The sequence below is a fragment of the Cupriavidus sp. BIS7 genome (genome assembly GCF_000292345.1).
Lineage (GTDB): Bacteria > Pseudomonadota > Gammaproteobacteria > Burkholderiales > Burkholderiaceae > Cupriavidus.
The window spans coordinates 71,875-93,935 of record NZ_ALOU01000049.1 but is presented as its reverse complement, the minus strand read 5'-3'; the positions used below and the strand labels follow the sequence as shown (position 1 = coordinate 93,935).

The 22,061-nt window shown below is 60.8% G+C and carries 15 protein-coding genes; 6 read left to right on the top strand and 9 right to left on the bottom strand.

The window, feature by feature from the left end; translation table 11 throughout:
• Positions 1 to 160: 160 nt before the first annotated feature.
• The 6 genes from B552_RS0117985 to B552_RS0117960 form a co-directional block, all read right to left on the bottom strand.
• Complete coding sequence (locus B552_RS0117985) at positions 161 to 1,369, bottom strand: MFS transporter (RefSeq protein WP_019450440.1); 1,209 nt, start codon at positions 1,367 to 1,369, stop codon at positions 161 to 163.
• A gap of 87 nt (positions 1,370 to 1,456) precedes the next feature.
• Positions 1,457 to 4,675, bottom strand: coding sequence for a cytochrome P450 (locus tag B552_RS0117980; RefSeq protein WP_019450439.1), 3,219 nt, complete (start codon positions 4,673 to 4,675; stop codon positions 1,457 to 1,459).
• A 163-nt stretch (positions 4,676 to 4,838) separates the two neighbouring features.
• Positions 4,839 to 5,243, bottom strand: coding sequence for an alternative ribosome rescue aminoacyl-tRNA hydrolase ArfB (arfB, locus tag B552_RS0117975; RefSeq protein WP_051003587.1), 405 nt, complete (start codon positions 5,241 to 5,243; stop codon positions 4,839 to 4,841).
• A gap of 59 nt (positions 5,244 to 5,302) precedes the next feature.
• On the bottom strand, positions 5,303 to 6,694 hold the full coding sequence (locus tag B552_RS0117970) for an FAD-binding oxidoreductase (protein WP_019450437.1): 1,392 nt from the start codon (positions 6,692 to 6,694) through the stop codon (positions 5,303 to 5,305).
• A gap of 222 nt (positions 6,695 to 6,916) precedes the next feature.
• Positions 6,917 to 8,140, bottom strand: coding sequence for an RtcB family protein (locus B552_RS0117965; protein WP_193352202.1), 1,224 nt, complete (start codon positions 8,138 to 8,140; stop codon positions 6,917 to 6,919).
• 30 nt (positions 8,141 to 8,170) lie between these two features.
• Positions 8,171 to 9,004 carry an enoyl-CoA hydratase gene (locus B552_RS0117960; RefSeq protein WP_019450435.1) on the bottom strand — a complete coding sequence of 278 codons (834 nt, stop codon included), beginning with the start codon at positions 9,002 to 9,004 and terminating at the stop codon, positions 8,171 to 8,173.
• Between the two features lie 218 nt (positions 9,005 to 9,222).
• Here B552_RS0117960 and B552_RS0117955 point away from each other — a divergent pair, with 218 nt between their 5' ends.
• Together B552_RS0117955 and B552_RS0117950 are read left to right on the top strand one after the other, a co-directional pair.
• A complete protein-coding gene (locus tag B552_RS0117955; protein ID WP_019450434.1) occupies positions 9,223 to 9,603 on the top strand; it encodes a hypothetical protein in 381 nt (126 codons plus the stop codon).
• A gap of 9 nt (positions 9,604 to 9,612) precedes the next feature.
• A complete protein-coding gene (locus tag B552_RS0117950; protein WP_026035785.1) occupies positions 9,613 to 9,855 on the top strand; it encodes a YMGG-like glycine zipper-containing protein in 243 nt (80 codons plus the stop codon).
• Positions 9,856 to 10,332: 477 nt separating this feature from the next.
• On the opposite strand, the gene B552_RS29440 is transcribed toward B552_RS0117950, so the two are convergent.
• Positions 10,333 to 10,608, bottom strand: a complete 276-nt coding sequence (locus tag B552_RS29440) for a helix-turn-helix domain-containing protein (RefSeq protein ID WP_019450432.1) — start codon at positions 10,606 to 10,608, stop codon at positions 10,333 to 10,335.
• Between the two features lie 377 nt (positions 10,609 to 10,985).
• On the opposite strand from B552_RS29440, the gene B552_RS29245 reads away from it, so the two are divergent.
• Positions 10,986 to 11,699, top strand: a complete 714-nt coding sequence (locus B552_RS29245; protein WP_280949277.1) for an ATP-binding protein — start codon at positions 10,986 to 10,988, stop codon at positions 11,697 to 11,699.
• Between the two features lie 58 nt (positions 11,700 to 11,757).
• On the top strand, positions 11,758 to 14,343 hold the full coding sequence (locus B552_RS0117935; RefSeq protein ID WP_019450430.1) for a S8 family peptidase: 2,586 nt from the start codon (positions 11,758 to 11,760) through the stop codon (positions 14,341 to 14,343).
• A 2,168-nt stretch (positions 14,344 to 16,511) separates the two neighbouring features.
• Here the strand turns inward: B552_RS0117935 and B552_RS0117915 are convergent.
• Complete coding sequence (locus B552_RS0117915; RefSeq protein WP_019450427.1) at positions 16,512 to 18,989, bottom strand: arsenate reductase (azurin) large subunit; 2,478 nt, start codon at positions 18,987 to 18,989, stop codon at positions 16,512 to 16,514.
• Between the two features lie 16 nt (positions 18,990 to 19,005).
• The gene (locus B552_RS0117910; protein ID WP_019450426.1) at positions 19,006 to 19,530 is read right to left on the bottom strand and encodes an arsenate reductase (azurin) small subunit; all 525 of its coding nucleotides are present in this window, start codon (positions 19,528 to 19,530) and stop codon (positions 19,006 to 19,008) included.
• Positions 19,531 to 19,703: 173 nt separating this feature from the next.
• Here B552_RS0117910 and B552_RS0117905 point away from each other — a divergent pair, with 173 nt between their 5' ends.
• Together B552_RS0117905 and B552_RS0117900 are read left to right on the top strand one after the other, a co-directional pair.
• On the top strand, positions 19,704 to 20,582 hold the full coding sequence (locus tag B552_RS0117905) for a PhnD/SsuA/transferrin family substrate-binding protein (protein ID WP_019450425.1): 879 nt from the start codon (positions 19,704 to 19,706) through the stop codon (positions 20,580 to 20,582).
• A gap of 10 nt (positions 20,583 to 20,592) precedes the next feature.
• Positions 20,593 to 22,050, top strand: a complete 1,458-nt coding sequence (locus tag B552_RS0117900) for an ATP-binding protein (RefSeq protein ID WP_019450424.1) — start codon at positions 20,593 to 20,595, stop codon at positions 22,048 to 22,050.
• Positions 22,051 to 22,061 lie beyond the last annotated feature (11 nt).

Here is a 22,061-nt window from a genome sequence, read left to right as displayed (position 1 = left end):
GGCAGTTGGATGTTGATACGCTGGCCCTCTCCCCCGACCCCTCTCCCGCGCGCGGGAGAGGGGAGAACCCCAAGGGCATCTCGATCGCTGTCGGTTCGCTCCCCTCTCCCGCCTGCGGGAGAGGGGCTGGGGGAAAGGGCCGGCGCCTGCAATGCGAAGATCATACGCCCGCAGCCGACAGCGCCAGCCGCTCGCGCCGTTGCCACGCCAGCGTCACCACAAGCGCCACCGCCAGCGCCGGCAGCACGGCCATATTCACGCCCTGCCAGCCCCACTGATTCAGCACCTGGCCCGCTGCCAGCGTTGCCAGCGCGGTCAGCACGGCTGTGGAAAACTCGCTGGCCGCCTGCGTCCGTGCCCGCTCCGCCGGGCGGTAGCTGCTGGTCAGCAGCGTCGTGCCGCCGACGAACATGAAGTTCCATCCCACCCCGAGGCAAAGCAGCGCGACATAGAACGCGGGCAACGACGTCGAGCACAGTGCGACGATCGCTGCGATGGCCGACAGTGCAATGCCGCTGACCAGCATGAGCGGATTACCGAAGCGTTGCAGCAGCCAGCCCGAGAAGAACGACGGCGCGTACATGCCGACCAGATGCCACTCGATGATTTGCGCGCCCTGCGTGATGGTGTGCTGGCATGCCACGGCCGCAATCGGCGTGGCGGTCATCATGAACATCATCACTGCATTGCCGATGCCGTTGTTCGCGAACGACGCGAGGAACACCGGCTGCCGCACGATCTCGCCAAGAGGCCGGGCCGGCAGGTGATCCACGGATGCAGCCGAATGCATGGGAGCGGGCGGCTCGCGATAGGCCAGCGCCAGCAGCGCCACGGACAGTGCCCCAAATATCGCTACCACGGCATAGGAGCCCGCAAACGGCAGCGGCTGCATCATGTCCGCGCTCCACGCGGCAATGGCGGGGCCACATACCGCTGCAACAACCCCGCCCGTCAGCACGGCGGAAATCGCGCGCGGCTTTTCCGCCGCAGGGGCGGCGTCCGCCGCGGCAAGGCGGTAGAAGCGTGCAAATGCCTGGAACACGCCAACCAGCGCGGTGCCAACGCAGAACAGCAGGAAGTCATGACGCCAGATCGCCATCACCGAAACCAGCCCGCCCGCCATGCAGGCCGCGCCCCCAATGCAGAACGCCAGGCGCCGGCCCAGCCGTTCGATCAGGAATGCCGCCGCGATCGCCGTGAGCGCCGAGGCCACTGTGATCAGCGCGAACGGCAACGTGGCCAGTGCCTTGTCCGGCGCCAGCGTATAGCCGACCAACCCGGTCAGCGTCAGGTCGACGGACAGCGCCGACGTGTAAAGCGCCTGGCACAGCGCCAGCACGCGCGCCTGCCGCATTGCGAGGGAAGCCATCGGAATCTCCGGAAGGAAGGGGGATGGCATCCAGCGTACGAGGCAGCAAGCGCGGCCGACGGACAACGTTCAGCGGATTCCTGCCAACTAGTTGAAGACGTCCTGCCTGTAGCGGCCGTTTGCCACCAGTCCGGCGAACCAGTCCGACGCTGCCTCGGCAGTCATGCCGCCCTGCGCCGCACCGATGTCGATCAGCGTCTGGCGCACGGCGGGTGCCATGCGACGCCCATCGCCGCAGACGTATATCGTCGCGCCGGCCTGCACCTGGGCCCAGACGTGCTCCCGTCGCTGCCAGAGCAAGTCCTGCACATAACGCGCGGCTTCCGGCACAACCGAATAGGCGACATGAACCTCGGCCACGCCCTGCCCGGCCCAGCGTGCGATGTCGTCGCCATAGAGCCAGTCATGTTGCGGATGCCGGCAGCCGAAATAGAGCTGGACCGGCGTCACCGCGCTGCCAGCGGCCTGCTGCGCCGCGCGCTCTTCAAGGAAGCCCCTGAACGGCGCGATGCCTGTGCCGGGCCCGATCAGCAGCATCGGCACTGAGGCATCGGCTTCCGGCGCGAATGGCGGATTCGGCGTGCGGATCGACGCGGACACGTGGGCACCGGGTTCCAGTCCCTGAAGCCACGTCGATGCCACGCCACGGAACTGTCCACGCCCGGACAGCGCAGGCGCCCACACCGTTCCGACCAGCAGCGTCGCCACGTCCGGCGACACCAGCGGCGAGGAAGCGATCGAGTAGAAACGCGGCCGCATCGGCACCGTGCAGGCCAGAAGTTCCTGCAGCGTCAGCGTGATGGCCGGGTATGCAACCAGTACATCGAGAATGCCGAGCCGCTTTGCCGCCACCTTCGCGGCATGGCCGTGTTCGACATCGTCGGAAGCCAGCATTTCGAGCGACTGTTTGGTGAACGGGCAGCGCGTGGCCTGCGCGAGCGCACGCAGCGTCTGCCGCGACACAACGTCCTGCAACTCGACGAAGTGCGTCAGCAGGTCCCGTACCGGCAGTGCCTGGCCGATTGGCAGACCGCGCCCGGCGCCATGCTGCGCCGACAGCGTGACCATCGCTTCGTGGTCGATGTCGAGCCGTTCGCACAGGTCCGCCACAAGCCTTGCATCGTTCTGCGGCCATACCGCGACATGGTCGCCCGTGCGATACGTGACACCGGGCGGCACTTGCAGGCGAATGTCGCGCGTCGACGTGCGTGGTGCCTCGATCGAGAAATCCCACAGGCCGCTTGGGTCGCCCACCAGCTCATCGTTCGACAACACCGTGAACGTCTGTGTGCCGGCCGGCAGCGTCTCGGCACGAATTGCCGCCATGCTGCGCAGCGCCACGTCCACGGCGATGCCGCCCGCACTCGCACCATCGGCCTGAAGCGCCTGCCAGAGCTGTGCGAGCCAGCGATCAGCCGCCTGGTCGAAATCGCCATTGCCGTCGGCCTCGCCGCGCGGCAGCAGCGGCACGGCACCGGCCGCAGTAAAGAAATCGAACACGCGTCGCGGAAACGCCTGGTACGTGGCCCACTGGGAATTGCCGCAGCCGAGCATGGCGATGCGCAGTCCGTCTGCGCGGTAGCCAGCGGCATCGCCTGCATCGAGCATCGCTTCGAACTTGCGTCCCGAATCGGGCGCCCTGCCGTTGTAGGTGGCGGCAACGACGATGGCCAGCCCTGAGGTGGGCAAGGCGCCTGCTGCATCGTCTAGATCGGCCAGCTTCGCATCGAACCCAGCCGCAACCGCGCCCGCGTGGATCTGCTCGGCCAGTTCCCGGGCCGTACCAAGGCTGGATGCGCACAGCACGGTCATCGCCTGGCCATGCCCGCGAACCTCGGACTGCGCCGTATCGGTGGCCGCCTGCGGGACACTGTGTGTGACGAGCCGCTCGTGCGGCCTGCGCCGCCGTGCGCGCAACACGAAGTTGTCGGGCTTGATCGTCAGCGTTTCCTTGAGCCGGAACTGATAGTCATGCGGGTCATGGAACGCGAAGTTGCGCAGCATCAGCGCCAGCGCGAGCTTGGCCTCGGTCAGTGCGAACTGCCGGCCTATGCAGGCACGCTCCCCCTGGCCAAACGGCATATATGCATGCGCGGGAAGCCTTGCCTCGTTCTCGGGCAGGAAGCGGTCGATATCGAAACGCTCGGGGTTCGCCCAGACGTTCGTATCGCGATGCAACGCCGTCAGCACCACCGACACGCGCCGGTTCTTGCGCAGGAGGTAACGGCCGCCGAGCACCACGTCATCGAACGGCGCCACGGCAAACGCCGGCGCGGTGGGCCATAGCCGCAGCGTTTCCTTGAGCACGCGATCGAGCACGGTCATGCGTGCAAGGTCGGCGTAGACCGGTGGCGCATCGCCGGGCAGTACCGTGTCGACTTCGGCATAGGCCTGCGCCAGCACGCCCGGGTTGCGCAGCAGTTCGTAGAGTGCAAACGTCAGCAGGCCACTGGTGGTTTCGTGGCCGGCAATCAGGAACGTGATGACCTGGTTGCGGATGTTGGCGTCATCCAGCCGCTGGTCTGTTTCGGGGTCGCGTGCCTCGAGCATCAGGTTCAGCAGATCCATGCCAGACGTTGGCGATGCACGCCGCTGCCTGATCACGTCATCGACGAGATTGCGCATGTACGCGACATCGCGGGCGGCCTGGCGATGTGCACGACCCATGAAGCGGTCCTGGATCGGCAATCGCGTCAGCTTCTGCATCGCCTCCCCGAGCGCGCCAACCATCGCCACGATGAACGGGTCCAGTTCATCGCTCGCGAACGAGTCGAAGTCATAGCCGAAACCGGACAGCGCGATGGTGTCCAGCGTCAGCCTTGTCATGTCGTCGGCCACCGCGATATCGGCATCGGCGCCCTGCCGGTCCCACTTGTCCACCAGCCGCGTGGCCACGCGCAGCATCACATCGAAGTAGCCCTTCATGGCGCGCTGGCTGAAGGCCGGCATCAGGATGCGATGTGCGCAGCCCCAGTTCGGCTCGTCGCTGTGCGCGGTGAACAGGCCATCGCCGGCCATGTCGCGCAGATAGGACAGCGGCGGGCCGATGATCTTGCGAAAGCGCGTGGCATCGCACAACTCACTGACCAGCGCCACCGACGACACGAACGGCACGCGACGTCCCGCGAAGTCGAGTTCGAAGATGCCATCGTGGTGACGGCTGCGCGCCAACAGGTGCTGGCCGACTTCCCCCGGGGTGATCTGCAGCAGGTTGCCGACGATTGGCCAACCCGGATCGCGCGGGATCGGCTCGATGGCAACAGCAGGGGCAACAGCGGGAGCAGCGGCAGGTGTTGCGGTGGGCATGGAATGAGCGCCTTGTCGTCGTGGACGTCATGTAAATTTGCCGTAGACAATCGCCAGATTTGGCGGCGAAGTCAACGTGCACGCGTCGAGGATGCCTTCCAATCGGCACTTTCGGCCGCACGGCCCCGTCCGTTTGAAGTGATTGTTCGAATCGGCCGGGAAGCTAGTCGAACACCTTGCCGCGCAGCGCCTTGACCTGCCCGCGCTGAGTCTTGGCTTCGAGCCGGCGCTTGCGCGAGGCCAGCGTCGGCCGCGTGTCGCGCCGCACGCGCGGTGGCACGGCCACGCTGCGCACCAGTTCATGAAGGCGCCGGATGGCATCGTCACGATTCAGTTCCAGGCTGCGATGCTGCTGCGCCTTGATGACGACCACGCCATCGCGCGTAATGCGGTGGTCGTGCAGCGCAAGCAGCCGCTCCTTGTGATCTGGCGTCAGCGAGGACGCGCGCACGTCGTAGCGCAGGTGCACCGCATTCGACACCTTGTTGATGTTCTGCCCACCCGCGCCCTGCGCACGGATTGCGGTGATGTCGTACTCGTGGTGGGGAATAAGGAGATCGTCGGCCATGCGCCGCATCATAGCAACGCATGGCGCGACGGTGTGCCGCCGTCGGTATCACATAGGTCTCACGGCGCCGGGGCGATGTTCTGGTTGGTCGAGAACAGGTTGTGAGGATCGTAGGTGCGCTTGATCTGGGCCAGGCGGGCGTAGTTCGGACCATAGGCCGCGCCAATGCGCGAGCTTTCGTCTTCGGTCAGGAAGTTGACGTAGACGCTGCCCGTGGCAAACGGTTCGGTGGCGCGGAAGAAATCGCGCGCCCAGGCAATGCAGGCCGCGTCCTCACTGGGGTGTTCCCATCGCGAGTGGACGTTGAGTACATAGCGAGCATCGCGGTGGTGGTACGCGGTGTCATCGGGTGCCACGCGATTGGCCACGCCGCCAACCTGGCCGACAAAGATGTCCGCCAGCGGCGATGGCAGCCGCGCTGCGTAGTCGGTCATCGCTTCGATCGCGCCGTCGTCCAGCCGGATGAAGTTGTGCGACTTCCAGTAGTTGCGCGCGCCCGGGCCGAGCAGCGCATCGAAAGCCTGTTGCCACGCAACGTAAGGCATCTGCCCGACGTGTTCGCCGATGGTCTCGCCGAATGCGCGCAACGGGGCGACGGCCTTTTCGGCATCGGCCGGGTGGCCATCGTAGAAGACCGCCAGCACCACCACGTCCGTACCATGCGCGGTGGCCGGCAGGAACGGCAGCGGCGGCGCCTTGCGCAGCACCACCCAAACGTTGAGGTCCTGCGGCATTGCCGATTCGGCATAAGTGCGGTATTGCCGGAGCACGGCCTTGGCCTCGACAGCCGGAAACACCAGCAGGCCCGCCGTAATCATCGGGCCCACCGGGTGCAGCCGGAACTGGAATAGCGTCACCGCGCCAAAGTTGCCGCCGCCGCCGCGCAGCGCCCAGAACAGGTCGGGGTCGTGCTGCGCGTCTGCCCAGCGCCGCGTGCCATCCGCGGTGACAACCTCGCAGCCCAGCAGGTTATCCACAGTCATGCCGTACTTGCGCGTCAGCCAGCCAAAGCCGCCGCCTAGCGTCAGCCCCGCCACGCCCGTGGTGGAGTTGATGCCGAGCGGCGTGGCCAACCCCTGCGCCTGCGCCTCGTGGTCGAAATCGGCGAGCGTGGCGCCGGGGCCCACCCAGGCGACGCGCGCTAGCGGATCGACATGCACGCCGCGCAGCAACGACATGTCGACGACCAGGCCGCCATTGCAGATGGCGCTGCCCGCGATGTTGTGCCCGCCCCCGCGCACCGCCAGCACCAGGCCCCGGTCGCGCGCGAAGTTCACGGCCTGCATGACATCGGCGGTGCCGGTGCACTGGACGATGACCGCAGGCCGACGGTCGACCGTGGCATTCCAGACGGTGCGCGCGGTGTCGTATCCCGCCTCACCGGGCAGCAGCACCTTGCCGCGCACGGACTTGCGCAGCATGTCGATATGGTCGGGGGACAGGGTTGGCATGGCGGCACCTCCACAAGCACACGCCGGGGCTCAGGAATTTGCGCCCGGAAGAGCTATCCATGCAAGGCACGCGCCAATGGCCGCAAAGCCGCACCGGCGCTGGATTGTCTGAATGTCTGTAGCGGTATGTGGCGGTTTCGCCGTCAGAAGATGAACGATTGGTTTCAATGTTGGGGCGGCGCAAGCGGGACATTCGCGGGTCCTAGCCTTGCTACCCCCTTCTTACCCCTTCACGCAGACCACCTGCCGCAGCGTGTGGACAACTTCCACCAGCGAACGCTGCGCGGCCATTACGGCGTCGATGTCCTTGTAGGCCATCGGGATTTCATCGATCACGGCAGCGTCCTTGCGGCATTCAACGTGCGCGGTGGCCCTCTCCTGATCGGCCACCGTGAATCGCCGCCTGGCTTCTGTCCGGCTCATGGCCCGGCCGGCGCCATGGCTGCATGAGCAAAAGCTTTCCGGATTGCCGAGCCCCCGCACGATGAAGCTCTTCGCGCCCATCGATCCCGGGATGATGCCGAGCTGCCCCTTCTGCGCGGACACGGCGCCCTTGCGGGTCACGTACACGTCCTGGCCGAAGTGGTGCTCCTTCTGCACGTAGTTGTGGTGGCAGTTCACCGCGTGCTCGTCGATGCCGAACGGTCTTGCGATCACGTCGCGCGCGGCGGCGATGATCGCCTCCATCATCACTTCGCGGTTGCGCCGCGCATACTCCTGCGCCCAGCCCACGGCATCGACGTAGTCGTTGAAGTGCCGGCTGCCCTCTTCGAAGTACGCGAGATCCCTATCGGGCAGATTGGCGATGTGCTGCCGCATGTCCTGCTGCGCAAGTTCGATGAACAGCGTGCCAATGGCGTTGCCCACGCCGCGCGAGCCGCTGTGCAGCATGAACCAGACGCTGCCGGCCTCGTCGAGGCACACCTCGATGAAGTGGTTGCCGGTGCCTAGCGTGCCCAGGTGCACGTGGTTGTTGGTCCGCTCAAGCCGCGGGTACTTCTGCAAGAGCTTCTGGAAGCCTGGCAGCAAGGTTTTCCACACCTCGTCCACGTGGTGCGGCGCGCGCCCGCCCCAGGCACCGGGATCGCGCCTGCCGGGCGCACGGCCATGCGGTACGGCCCGTTCGATCGCACCACGTAGCCGGGACAGCGAATCCGGCAGATCGCCAGCCTTCAGCGTGGTGCGTACGGCCATCATGCCGCAGCCAATATCGACTCCCACGGCCGCCGGAATGATCGCGCCGCAAGTGGGAATCACGCTGCCGATCGTCGACCCCTTGCCCAGATGAACGTCCGGCATCACCGCCAGATGGTGAAACACGAACGGCATGCTGGCCGTATTGCGCAACTGGCGCCGCGCGTCCTCTTCGACGGCCACGCCGTTCGTCCACATCTTCACGGGCTTGCCGTGGGCCAGCTCCATCAGCTGGTAATCCCGATCACTCATGACTTCGCTCAGGTTGCGCTCAACTCGCACTCAGGTTGCCGGACCGCCGCGCTTCCAGTTTGGTGCGCGCTTTTGCAGAAATGCGTCGATGCCTTCGCCGGCATCTTCTTCCATCATGTTCCGGGCCATGACGTCGCCCGCGAATGCGTAGGCATCACCGAGTTCCATCTGCCGCTGGCGATAGAACATCGCCTTGCCATAACGAATCGCGGCGGGACTCTTCGAGAGGATGGCATCCACCTTGCGCGCCACAGCCGCATCGAGCTCCTGCTCTGGCACGGCCTCGTTGATCAATCCCCAATCGGCAGCCGTTTCGGCATCGATGAAGCGGCCGGTGACGAGCAGGTCGAACGCGCGCTTGGTGGACACATTGCGCGACAAGGCCACGGACGGCGTGGAGCAGAACAGACCGACATTGATGCCCGACACCGCAAACTTCGCTGCCACGGATGCAATGGCCAGATCGCAACTTGCCACCAGCTGGCAGCCGGCCGCTGTCGCGATGCCATGCACGCGGGCGATGACCGGCACCGGCAGTGTCTGGATTGCCTGCATCACCACGCTGCATTGCGCAAACAGCGTGCGGTAGTAGGCAAGGTCCGGCCGGCCACGCATTTCGCGCAGGTCATGCCCCGCGCAAAACGCCTTGCCTTCTGCCGCCAGCACGACGCACCGGACCGCATCGTCCCGTGCGATGGCGTCGAATGCGGAGCGCAGCGCGTCAAGCATCGCCTCGGATAGTGCGTTGAACTGAAGCGGACGGTTCAGCCGCAACGTCACCACGCCGTCCTGCGTGTTGCGGAGCACAAAGGGCTCAACTGCGGGTTCAACTGCGGGTTCAACTGCGTTGCCAGCGGATTCCATTGCCACGTTTGCACTCCGTCGAAGGGTTGTTCACACACTTTCACACACTATTCGACACCAGAACCGGCCTGGAATCCACGGTGACGTGAGAGGCCTCATTCGTGACGCCTTGTGCCCTTTCGCCCATGTTCGGTGGCCTGGCAGACACCCGGGCAGCGACTAATATGGTGTAGCGGTCCCGCCCTGTGCGGTACCAACAACTGCGGAGGGAAAATGCGATGGCAAGAAAACTGAGCTGGCTCGCGGCAACGGCGACGGCATGCGTCGCGCTGACATTGGGACAAGGCGCGCGCGCCCAGGAAATCCCGCTGGTCACCGGCAAGCAGTGGACACAGTCCACCGAGCAGATGAAGAAGGCTTACCTCGTTGGCATCGCCAACCTGGTCCAGGTGGAATCGGCCTATTACAACGACAAGCCGCCCGGCGACACGCAAAGCATCGTTCCTCGCCTTGCAAGGGGGCTCAGGGGCCATACGCTCGATTCGGTGCGCCAGCGCGTGGATAGCTGGTATGCCGCGCATCCAGACGAATTATCGAGGCCGGTGATTGAAACGATCTGGTTCGACATGGTCATTCCCGGCCTGCAACCCAAGAAGTGAGGTGACGCCATGAAACGACTCCAAATGATTGGTGCGGCGCTGGCCATTGCCGGTCTTGCCGGCGTTGCCGGATGCACGAACATGACTCCGCAGCAGCAAGGCACCGTGTCCGGCGCGGCGATCGGTGCGGCGGCCGGCGCGGGCATTGCCGCCATTGCTGGCGGAAGCGGCTGGACCGGCGCCGCCATCGGTGCCGTCGCCGGCGGTGTGGCAGGCAACATCAAGGGCAACAAGGAGCAGCACTGGTACTGATTTGCCCCTCGCAGGGACCGGCGCGGGCCAGTGCATGGTGAAATCGCGCCGGGCAGGTCGATCCTTCGGCACGCGCAATGTGCTTGCAGCCGGTATCTTGCGTGGCGGGTAGTGTGGCAGTGGTGGGCGGCAGAAGAAAATGTGGAGATACCCAAATGATGTCGTTCAGGGTACCCACAAGTTGTCGCGACTCTCTATGCGCGGTGCTGCATCGCGCACTTTACTACAAGCTCAAAGTACCCATGAAGTGTCGCATCGTTCGTCGCTGAACCCATATCGTGTCGCATCGTTCAAAGCGCGCTTTAAGCCAGCGTCATTTCGAGGAACTCAAGAAATACCTGCGACCAATTGCTGGACTCCGTCCACTAATGAAAGCTGGCGGACCAGGCCTACTCGGTATAGCGACTTGTTGAATTTGCAGAAACAGACACTGGTACGAAGTGCCTTGAAGGCGGCGTGGCCAGGCACAAGTCGGGGCTAAGCGGGCGAGCGCGCACGACTGTCCAGCAAGGACACAACCATCCGCGAGTACTTGAGTGCTTCCTGAACGGCCGTTGTGGCCATATCGGCGTCCATAGAATCGGCTATGAGCGCTAAGCACGCGTCTATTACGCGCGTTGGCGCACCGAGCTTGCCACTCTCGTAACGCGAGAGGCAGCTCTTTTCCACGCCCAGCAGAGTTGCGAACTCCTTTTGAGTTCGCTCGCCACGGGCCCGCCTCACCAACTCCGCTTGCGACCTAGGGTACGCCATTTGAGTGAAATTGCATCTATTACAACGTGGTTGCTATAATAGCATCAAAAGACGTGACGTAACCTGTACCAAGCGTCTAAGATTCAGGCGGGGGAAACGTTATGGCTCGGTCAGACCAACTTAAAGCTCTATTGCGTGCGCATGCCGGCGACGATTCAGAGCACTTCTATTCAGTTGCGCTACAGGTGGCTGCCGATGAGGCTCGCCGTGGCCACGTTCGCCTGGCTGCCGAGCTCAAGGAGCTCATTGACAAGGCTAAGAGCCAGCGAGAAGTAAGTGGGCGTATTCGGAGCGCGCGACCGATTCCCTTGGCTCAGCCTAAGGGCGAATTGGGTGACTTGCTCACAGTGCGCTATCCCACTGAGCATCTATCGGAAATGGTGCTAGCGCCTCCCGTGCAGATAAGGCTGCAACGCGTGCTCAGAGAGCAGCGTAGTGCGGCTGCTCTCATGGGATATGGGCTGTCCCCTCGTCGACGATTGCTTCTTGTCGGGCCTCCCGGTACCGGGAAGACGATGACTGCTCAGGCACTAGCTGGAGAACTGCGTCTTCCGCTCTTCACGGTCAGGTTTGACAGCTTAATCACCAAGTTCATGGGCGAGAGCGCAACGAAGCTCAGGCTCGTATTTGATGCGCTGAAGCAAACGCGAGGGGTCTACTTTTTTGACGAGTTTGACTCGCTAGGCCTGCAGCGTGGCAGCCACCACGATGTCGCCGAAATGCGCCGGACGCTCAATATGTTCTTGCAGCTCTTAGACCAAGATGATTCAGATAGCCTCATTATCGCGGCGACAAATCATGCCAAGGACCTAGATGTTGCACTGTTCCGTCGGTTTGATGATGTGATTCGATATGAGCCGCCAGACAGCGACCAAGCCAAGACACTCATTCAAAATCGCTTGGCTCTCTTCATGACTGCTGATTTTGACGCAGGCGGTGTCGTGGAGGCTGCGTCAGGTCATTCTCATGCCGAGATTGCACGGGCCTGCACGGATGCATTGAAGGATGCCGTTATGGATGGGAATGACCGGGTCACATCTGACGCAGTTATTGCCCATTTGGAGGAACGCGCCCAGTCTAACAGGGGGTAATCTGCTGGCATTATTTGCATGTACACTTCAACGCTTGGGCGTTGGAGTTCCATGAGTTATGCCAAACGATAAACTTCCACATCTGTCGGTTGTCGGTTTCACAAAAAGCCAAAGCTTCAAGTCTCCTCAATCGCTCCCAATAAAGCTAAAGCTCCCGCAGCGTCAGCCGCTTGCGCATGGCCGAAAGCTTCTCGCCCGCCTCAGGGCCATTGAACAACAGATTCCGACCCTACGCGCGGAACGCACGAAGGCTGGACTCAGCCAAGGCACGGGTCTTTCAATTGCGCTGGAAGTCTCCCCAGCAAAGTACTTCCTTCCAACCAGTGTCGAATGGAAGCGAGACAACATCGAAGTACTTAGCTTCACCGAAATTCAGGGGTCCGGGGTCGCTGTCTTGCATGTCCCCTACGGCAAGTTAAGCGCTTTTGAAAAACGCGTTCGTGAATACATGGCTACGCCCCAAGCCGGCAAGAAGCGCGCTCACATGCGACTCATCTCAGTCGTTGACGATATCCGAGGCGCCAGCTTCCAAGACCTCTGGACCGAGGAAGAGCCACCTCCACCACTGGACTCGCAACCGCACTGGTTCCAGATGTGGCTACGGACCACTGGGCACCTTGCGGAAGAAGTGTATAAGTCGTTTAAACAGACGGCGCCGCAGCTCGAAATTTTCCTGGAGCCTGGGTATGTTCGTTTTCCTGGGCGTATTGTCGTAGCTGTCCGAGCAACGAGGCTCGCGCTAGAGCGCGCGGCAACCCTGCTTGATTACATCGCAGAAATTCGCAATGTGCAGCCAACCGCGGGCTTCTTCTTGGCTGATACCAAGCCGCATGAGCAGGCGGATTGGGTCCAATCTCTGGTCGACCGAACCAATTTCGCGGATGGCGCGGATTCGACCCGGCTGACGCTATTGGACACGGGCGTGAACTCTGCGCATCCGCTCCTGTCACCGGCATTGGTCACAAAAGACAAACACGCGTTTGACGCCGAGTGGGGCACCAGTGACCATGATGGGCATGGTACCGAGATGGCCGGCATTGCTGTCTATGGCGACCTTGTCGGGCCACTCGCCAGCTCTGAACCGGTAACGCTCTCGCACAAGCTGGAGTCCGTCAAAATCCTCCCTCCTCACGGCGCCAATCCACGGCATCTGTATGGCGACATCATGTGGCAGGCCGCCGGGCGGGTAGAGGTGGAGAACCCGACAGCGCGCCGCGTGTACGCAATGATGACCACAGAAGTCGGGCTTGCAAATGGCTCGCCAACCGAGTGGTCTGCTACCGTGGACCAAATCACTTTCGGTCGCTTACCTATCGAAGTCGGCGTTGATGACGAGCCCCAGCAAAAAACACCCCGTCTTTTCGTGCTAGCTGCAGGCAACGTACCTTGGTCTGCATGGACCCAATACCCTACCATCAACACCTTGGCCCAAGTCGAATCGCCTGGCCAAAGCTGGAACGCGATTACGGTGGGAGCATGCACGAGCCTGACCGACTTTGATGCAAAGACATATCCGGAATATGAGGCTATCGCTCAATCCGGTGCTCTGTCGCCCAGTTCGACTACGGGCGTTCTTTGGCATACCCCTTGGCCACATAAGCCTGACGTGGTCGCGGAAGGTGGCAATGGCTCGTACGATGGCTGGAAGCAAGTCGTTGTTGGACCAGCAGACCTTAGGCTATTGACGACTTCACATCAACCTACAAAAAGTCCTCTTGCGGAAACAGGGGATACCAGCGCAGCAGCAGCCGAGGTGGCACGAGTCTGTGCAACCCTCACTGCGCAGTACCCTCACTATTGGCCAGAGACTGTTCGAGCTTTAGTTGTACACGGCGCTCGTTATACGGCCCCCATGCAGCAGGCGCAAGCGGAGGCCGACAAACAGGATGAGAAGCGTGCGCTATTGCGAACGTATGGCTTTGGGCAAGTACACGGCGAGTTCTCTTCGTTTTCGACACATCGCCGTGCGACCATGGTCGTTCAGGGAGAGCTCACTCCCTTTGCGCGGACTGACGGGTCCATTCGCTTGGGTGAATTGAGACTACATGACCTCCCGTGGCCGGACGACGCACTGCGTTCAGTTCCAGCTTCGAGCGTAAATTTGCGTGTAACCCTGTCATATTTTGTGGAGCCGAATCCGAGCCGACGAGGCTGGCTCAGCAAATTTCGATATGCCTCTCACGGCCTACGCTTTGCAATACGGGCCGCAACGGAAACGGAAGCACTTTTCCTGGCTCGCATCAACAAACTAGCGCGAGCGGAGGAAATCGCGAAGGAAGTACCAGCGCCGACGGACTCCGAGGTTGATGTCAATGATGCAAAAGATAAGCCGAGTTATGACGACCCCGATGTCAATGGCTGGGACTTTGGGCCGCAGCTGAGAGCTAGAGGCTCCATCCACAGTGATGTTTGGCGCGGTACTGCAGCCGATATCGCCAGCAAAGGACAAATCGCAGTGTTTCCTGTGGGAGGCTGGTGGAAGGACTGGCAGGAGACCAAGCAATGGTCCAATGCCGTTCGATATTCAATGGTCGTGACCCTTGAAGTAAGTGACGACGTTACCGTCGACCTGTACACGCCCATACAGAATATTCTGACCTCCACAACTACCACCGTGGATATCGTGGGCGACACGAGCGAATAACCGACGGCCACCTCGGCTCGCCGTCCTATGCGCGCAACTGCTAGGGCCGCTAAGGCGGTAGAGCGAAGCGCAAATGATTCTCGCACCATGGTGCCTCAAGCGTCCAGGGCACGTGCTTGGTGCTCGGGCAGATTTGGAGAGCTCCTTGTCAGTGGCTGGCGCGTGGTTGGCTTCCCTAACGCCATTGCGTAGCTATGTCGCCGTTCGTCCTTGCATCCATGGGCGGAACGCCTACACTGCAGTCACGCTCCGTTTTCGGAGCCTCATCGTTGCCGCGACAAGCAGAACTACATTCTGGCAACAACCTCCCAATCGTGTTTTGCAGATTCGCGCTATCGCCCGACGCTTTCGGTAGTTCCGATGCTCGTCTGTGCCTTGTCTTCAAAGTGCAGATGACATTCGCGCTCGACGGCTGCATTCGCATCCTCTGAGTCCTCAGCTCTAGAGGTTGGGCTATTGCGGCCGTCATCACGACAAGGCAATGACGGCGCAGCGTGTTGACGCAGACACCCGTATGCCGTGCCCAACGGCAGGGGAACCGTCATGTCAATTTGGTCAGTCGCGGACATCGCTGAGCAACCAGATATCACGCTCCAGTGCTGGCACGTCTTTGAGACCGAGCGCCGGGAACATCATTTCGTCGGCTACTGCCTCGAGAACGCGTCCGGAAGGGTGAGCTCTGCCATCGTCTCATTTGACCGCAACTCCCGAGCGGGCATTACTCGCAGCGGAAGACGGTACATCCTGTCAGGCGAACCTGGATTCGACCAGGACGCCTTATATGTTTGGGGTATCTGGTCCGCCCGCAACGGTGTTACGGAAGCAAGGGACGTTAGCGACCAGTACTGGGGGCAGTCGGAAGAAGACGCCCTCTGCGTTAAAAATCGATGAGCTCGATGCGGAAGGACCGTCATGCCTGCTTGGATTTCGGAGCCAAGAGATTTGGCTAGCGATGCCGTTCTAAAAGAGTGGCGGGCACTGTTGACTTACGGTGGTTCAAGACACTTTGTTGGCAAATGCATGCGTACTGGCCCATACCGTGTCAGCCCTCCTATTACATCCTTCAACTGGAATACGCGAACGGGCATGACTGAGCAGGGAGTGCGCTTTGTCCTATCTGGTCCTCCTGGTCGCGACACTGGACTGTGGAAACTCGTCTGGCTGATAGCGACGTGGGATAACAAGGTATCCGGCACGAAAGACATCACCGGTGAGTATGTCGAGTACTAACGATGCGCAACTGCCTTCATGGCCAGCGCCCCATACGCAAGCAAAAGGGCGTGAAAGCGTGAGAGCGCGAGAGCGCGAGAGCGTGAAAGGAGTCTTGCTCATGCCTACTGTTGTCCGAATAGGAGCGGTTCCGACTGCGGAAAGCTATATCGAACAATGGCGGCTGCTGGCGACATTTCGTGGCGACCAGCACGTTGTCGGCAGGTTTTCTGGCACCAACAAATACTGGTCGACTCTACCAATCGCTCGCTTGGATACATGCCGTCGCGTGGGCCTCACGCGGGATGGGCAATTCTTCCAACTGGTGGGCGAGCCTGGCTCAGCTAGGGAAGCCAAGTACTTCGTAGCGCTGTGTGCAGTGTTTGACCAGCGACTGCTGACAACAAGGGATGTCACGCGCGAGTTCTTCTCGAGCGACCAATAGCCTTGCTGGTTGCGAGATGGCTGTCTGTTCAGACAGAGCACCTGAGTAAGGTATCTTTCCAGAAAGAGCTAGGGGATTGCCCTATTTTTTGGTCGGGCTCCGCCCTAGCCATTTTATCCAGCTGAGCGGATTGATGCCGGGCCGGCGGCGGACCTCCTCGCCCCAAGCCAGACGTTCTTGCCAGCTACTCCGGGCGCCGGTCGCGAAGTGCACGGTGGACGCGTTTAGCAACGAACACATGCAGGTATTCGTGAATACGAGCTTCTGTGATGAGCTCGCGCAATGCCGCGAAATATGCCCGCCTGACGACATGCGAAGGGGCGCCGAGCTCTTCCGCGATTCTTTCGATTCGCTTCTTGTGGCTATGGTGCTTCATCGCACCACCCGCCGAGCGGCGCTGTCTGCAACATCAACCACCGATGAACGAAATTTCAAGTTGTGACCGGTCAAACTCGACAGCGTTTTCATGGCGCTGGTCCGGGATGAGGGCCGGCAGATTGCCGGCCCCTGTCGCCTACGTGTAACGGCGACTCTTGAAGCTCACCGTCTGCTTGTAGTCCTCCTGTGACCCCACTCGACGAATGTTTGCCCATGTGCCCTTGTAGTAGGGAACGATGTTGCGGTCGGTCCATGTCGTCGTCACATTATCTTGGATGCCGTTGACATGGCCGAAAACCATGAACGTCTGGTCGTGCTTTATTTCTGGCGCCGGGTATGCCATGGCATAGGTGGAGCCGAAGTCGTTGAAAACCTCGACGATGTCGCCCGCACCAATCCCAAGTTGCTGCGCGTCTGCGGGGTTCATTTCGATATAGGCCATCGGGTCTCGTGTACGGACGAAATCGTTGTACTGGTCGTGATAGACCGTTTGCCATACCTCATTTGTGCGGCCGTTGTTAATCCAGAAGCGATACTTTGCTTTCTGGTCGGCTATGGGCTTTGGTAGACCAGGCCATGGTGACGGCTTGAACTGCGCCTTGCCATCCGTCGTGTCGAATTTGCTGTCCATGTACAGCATTTCCGTGCCAACAAGCTTACCGCCTTCCCATGCCTTCGCTGGCAGTTGGACCCCGTTGTTAGCCATGACGCGCAGCCGTTCATAGGTCACCAGATTGCCCGTATCTCCGCCCTGGCTGTCAATCTTTCCGGCTCCAGGTTGCCCGGCTTTACGGAATCCATCATTGAACGCGTCCTCCTCAGTTTTCCAGTCGAAGCCATCAAACCGGGCGGCCATCTTCGTGTTGCCATCTTTGCGGTACATGTCACGCAGGGTATTGGCAATGCGAGCTGCAATGAGGCAGTCGGGAAGCGCAGTTCCCGGCGGGTCCATGAACCTTTCGGAGAGTCGCATACGCCGTTCACCGTTCATCGAGGTCAAGTTCATTTCTCCGGGATGTGCCGCAGGCAACATTAGGTGTGCAGCCTGTTCAAGCATCGTCGGGTAGAGATTGATGCTCGCGACAAACAGACCGCCCTTGCTCGTCGCGTCATAAATCACGTCGACCATCTGCTCGGTGGTCACACCACGGGCGCGCTGCATCGCATCCTTGACCATTTGCGACCGGCGCAGGACCACTTCGCGCAACTGCTGAGCGTTGTTGCTCGTCTGGAAGTTATTGCAGCCCCACCACGTCATCATCCGGCCCTTGCCGTTGATGAGCTCCTGGTCGATGTATATCTTCGTGTTGCCTGGGTATGGGGGCCGCGTATAACCTTCCTGGTGACCGCCCATTCGGACGACGCCGGTTCCTCGCCGCCCAACATTGTGGGTCGCGAGCACGAGGTCCACGAGTGAGGACTGAATCAGATAGTTGTCGTTGCCCCAGATGATGCCCTTTTCGTAGGCGTGCATCGTCCTCGGCATCTGGCCAGTGGCCTTTGGTTTGTACGACCATTCAGCCGCTGTCCGAATCTTGTCAACGGGCACACCCGTGATTTTGCTGCACTCTTCCAGAGACAGCTTGTTAGCCTGCACGGCTGCGTCGAAGCCGCTGGTATGCGCGGCAATGAAGTCACGGTCAATCCAGCCTTGCTGGACGACATGAGTGAACAGGCCATTGAACAGCGCGATATCCGTACCAGGTTGGATGTCCAGGTGCAGAACATTCTCCTTCCCGGCTGCGTGCTCGGCGACAGCGATAGTCGGCGTCCGCCTAGGGTCGACAAAAATCACTCTGGTTTTCGGCGCCTCCTCGCCCGGGAAGCGCTGTTTCTTCTTCTCTATGGTCGTGCCGGTAAGATTTGGCACCCAGTGATTCAGGAAGTAGTTGGTCTGAGTTTCATACGAGTTCGCGCCAATGGCCCAAATAACGTCGGCGAGTTCGGCGTCCTCGTAGGAGTTGTTTAACTCTCCAATACCCATCTCGCGAGTGGCATGGCATTCGGAGTTGTATGCCGGCCGGTTGTGGATACGGACCATGGGGGTCTGCAGAGCCGTGAACATCAGCTTGCCAGTACCCCACGTGTTCTCGAAGCCACCACCCGCACCACCATGGTCAAAGGCTGAGAACACGATGCCGCTCGGACCATCCTTGTCGAGGACCTTCTTCATCAGACCGGCGTAGAGCGCCAACGCCTGGTCCCAGGTCGTATCGACCCATTGGTCGCTAAGGTAGATGCGTGGATTCTTCAGGCGCTCCTTGGTCAGGCCATCTGGGGCGTACATGTACGTCGCCATCTTGCCGCCACGTGTCGAACTGAGTCCGCTGTTCACGACGCAACTCTTATCCGGCACAATCATGATGGTGTGGCGGGAACCGTCGCGGTCGGTGACGACATTCTCCATGGCTGGCGTCATGACGATGGATAGCGGCGGCAGTTGCTTGCGATAATCGAGGCCGAGCGCATTTTGGTTCGGTGCTCGACCGCCTTCCTGGTCTTCGGGCCATTTGTAGACGTGGTACCCGCATCCGACGATGCAGAAGTGACAGGTCATGTTGGTCCGCTTAGCCGTGACCGGGGGTAGTACGATGCGGTCCTTCTCGGTAGCCATTTTCAGCTCCTCGAACTCAAAGGATGTTCGCCTGACGGCCGTACAACAAGCCTTCCAGGCCGACAGCTGTCACTGTCCCCGTCTTCTCGTCATAACGGAGCTTCACGCGGGGTAGGTTCTCAGTAGCCTGACCGATGACCATTTGCCCTGCTTTCTCCGCATCGAAGATGCTCATGTGGCAAGGGCACTTGAATGTCTTTGTTGCCGGCTCATAGACTACTGGGCAACCCATATGGGTACACATGACGCTATAGGCAACAACGTCGCCGTCCGGGCCGACACCACCCGGGACGCGATTGCCAAGCTTTACGGCAATACAAGGTGACGCGGCATCCGGATAGGTGAACGAGATTGGGGTGTTGGGCGCCATCCGGCCGAGTTGCCCCACGCTCTTTCTCGGATACGGCAGCTTGGTCTTGCTTGTATCGACGGGTGCCGCAGCCTCCGCTGCGGTCGGTACCAAGGCGGACGCAGCGGAGGCTGCGATGGAAGTGCTGCCCAGCTTGAGAAATGTGCGACGGCCGATTTTGAGTTCGGGCATGTTGCCTCCTTGCTTGAATCTTGCTTGCCTAGTCGCTAGCATCGATTCCGTGGCAAGACGTGTGCCACCCGGCTCAAAGGCGGTTGGCGGGCACGCCTGCGGGCAAATATGGATGCGGAGTCGCTGGGCACCGTTACCGTCCAGTAACGGTTCGTGAGGGGGAATGAGCCGTTATGTCACCAATTCTCAACATCGGTCGACGGCGATTTCTCAGTTCCGCGCTGAGCTTGCCGCTCCTCTCATCTCTCGGATTCGGCTCCGGCAGCGAACGTACATCGATTGCGTTCGGCACGACGGCCGTCTTTCTCGATAACGAAATCAGTCTGCTGGCACGTTGGGCAAAAGAACTTGGCAGCGTATGCGGTGCAAACGTGAGGTTTGTGCAGCGCAATAACTACCAGGAGATTCACGAGCTATTAGCTACGAATCGCCTCGAGCTCGCATGGGTCTGCGGCTATCCCTATGTCACGCATCCCCAGACCATGCGGTTGCTGGCGATACCCGACTACCAGGGGCAGCCACTTTATCGCTCCTACCTGGTTGTCCCGAAGAACGACGACCGAACGACTCATATCACGCAACTTCAGAACCGTGTGTTCGCGTTCAGCGACCCACAGTCAAATTCTGGTTTCCTGGTCCCCGCCACCGAGCTCATTCGGTCAGGCATACGGCCAAGTACCTTCTTCAAAAAGTCCTTCTTCACGTATGCGCACCGGAAGGTGGTCGATGCTGTGAGTTCCGGACTGGCGGATGCCGGTGAGATAGACGGCTACGTCTTCGACACCATAGAGAAGCGATACCCGGGCCGCACTCGGGATGTAAAGGTGGCGTGGCGCTCCCCGCAGTACGGCTTCCCGCCGATTGTTGCTCGTCAAAATCTCGACGAAGAGACGTTCCGTCGCATTCAGCGCGCGCTCGTCGACATGAGGGAGCGGCCGGAAGGTCGCGACATTCTTCAGCAGTTGAACCTCGATGGCTTCGTAGAGGGTGCCGACAGCGTGTTCGATGGTATTCGCGGGCTGGTCAGGATTCTGGAAGCTGGGCCAAGGTAGGCGTCCGCAGATGTTTGCCAATCTCAGTTATCGCTACAAGATTCCGCTGGCATTGAGCGCGGTAATCCTACTTACGGAATTGCTCGTTACTGCCGCGCTGGTTAGCCTCGCACTGGCAGATGCGCGGAATGACCTGGAAAACGGCGCTCAGAATCTTTGCCGCGTGCTCACGCTGTCAGTTCGGGACCCGATGGTCAAAGACGACGTGTGGCGAGCATTCGAAGTTATCCGACCGCCAGTCGCGGTCAAGGAGTCAACGAACCCATTGAAGGAAATCGTGCTCTTTGACGCGCAAGGGCGCGTTTATGCATCGACGTCCCCCAGAAAGGAGCCCATTCAGAAAGCGGTCGCCCAGTTGCCCGCCGAGTATGGCGATGTCATTTCGCATCTACGCACCGCCGGTGAGCCCTTCTACTTCAACTTTCCGGGACTGTTGGCGACCCATGATGTTACAGCGGGCATGCCCGTGAACTCTGATGACGGTGGCCGCCTGGGGTATGTAGTCTTGGTCTACGACGCAGATATCCTCTACGGCCGCATTCGCTCAACGCTTGTCAAACTTGGGGTGGCTACGGTTCCTGCGTTGTTGTTACTGATACCGGTGGGTTGGCTCTGGGGCGACCGCATGGCGAAACCTCTCCTGCGGCTTGCCTCGGGGATGGCTCGAATTGGCAAGGAGCCAGCGGAAACGGTTGCCGCCGATATTGCCGTGCGGGGGAAAGACGAGATAGGTCAACTGGGTCATCAGTTCCAGGCCATGCTTGGAGAATTGGCTCAAAAGCAAGCATTAGAGCGTGAGGTCGTTGTCTCCGAAAGGCTGGCAGCCGTCGGGAGGGTCGCTGCCGGTATCGCCCACGAAATCAACAATCCGCTGGGCGGTATGCTCAACGCCATCGACACGCTCAATACTCACGGCACCCCAGACGCGCAAACCAAAAAGACTCTTGGGCTTCTCGAGCGAGGTCTCGGCCAAATCCGGTCCACCGTATCGGCGCTACTCGTTGAGGCGCGACTGGATTCCCCTGCCATGGGTCCCTCGGACTGGCAAGACCTGAGACTGTTGATAGCACCGCAGATACATGCGAAGCAGGCAGTGTTCAACTGGGAAGTGCAGCAAGCGGAGGCCATCGCGCTGCCCGCCCATCTGGTTCGACAACTCGTCCTTAATTTGCTGTTGAACGCCGCGACGGCCGTCGAGCACGGAGGCTGCGTGGATGTTGGGGTGTTTGCGCATCAAGCTGAGCTACAGATAAGGGTATCAAACACGGGGCAATACATATCCGGGGTTGCAATGGAGCACTTGTTCGAGCCGTTCAGTTCCGCTTGGGAAGGGGGAGAGCGGCGTTCATATGGGCTGGGACTATGGGTCAGCTATCAAATTGCCACGCAGCTTGGTGGCACCATAGCCGTTGAGAGTGAACCGGGGCGGACGTACTTTCTGGTGCTGCTGCCATTTGCACCGGGATAGAGCAGGAGTTC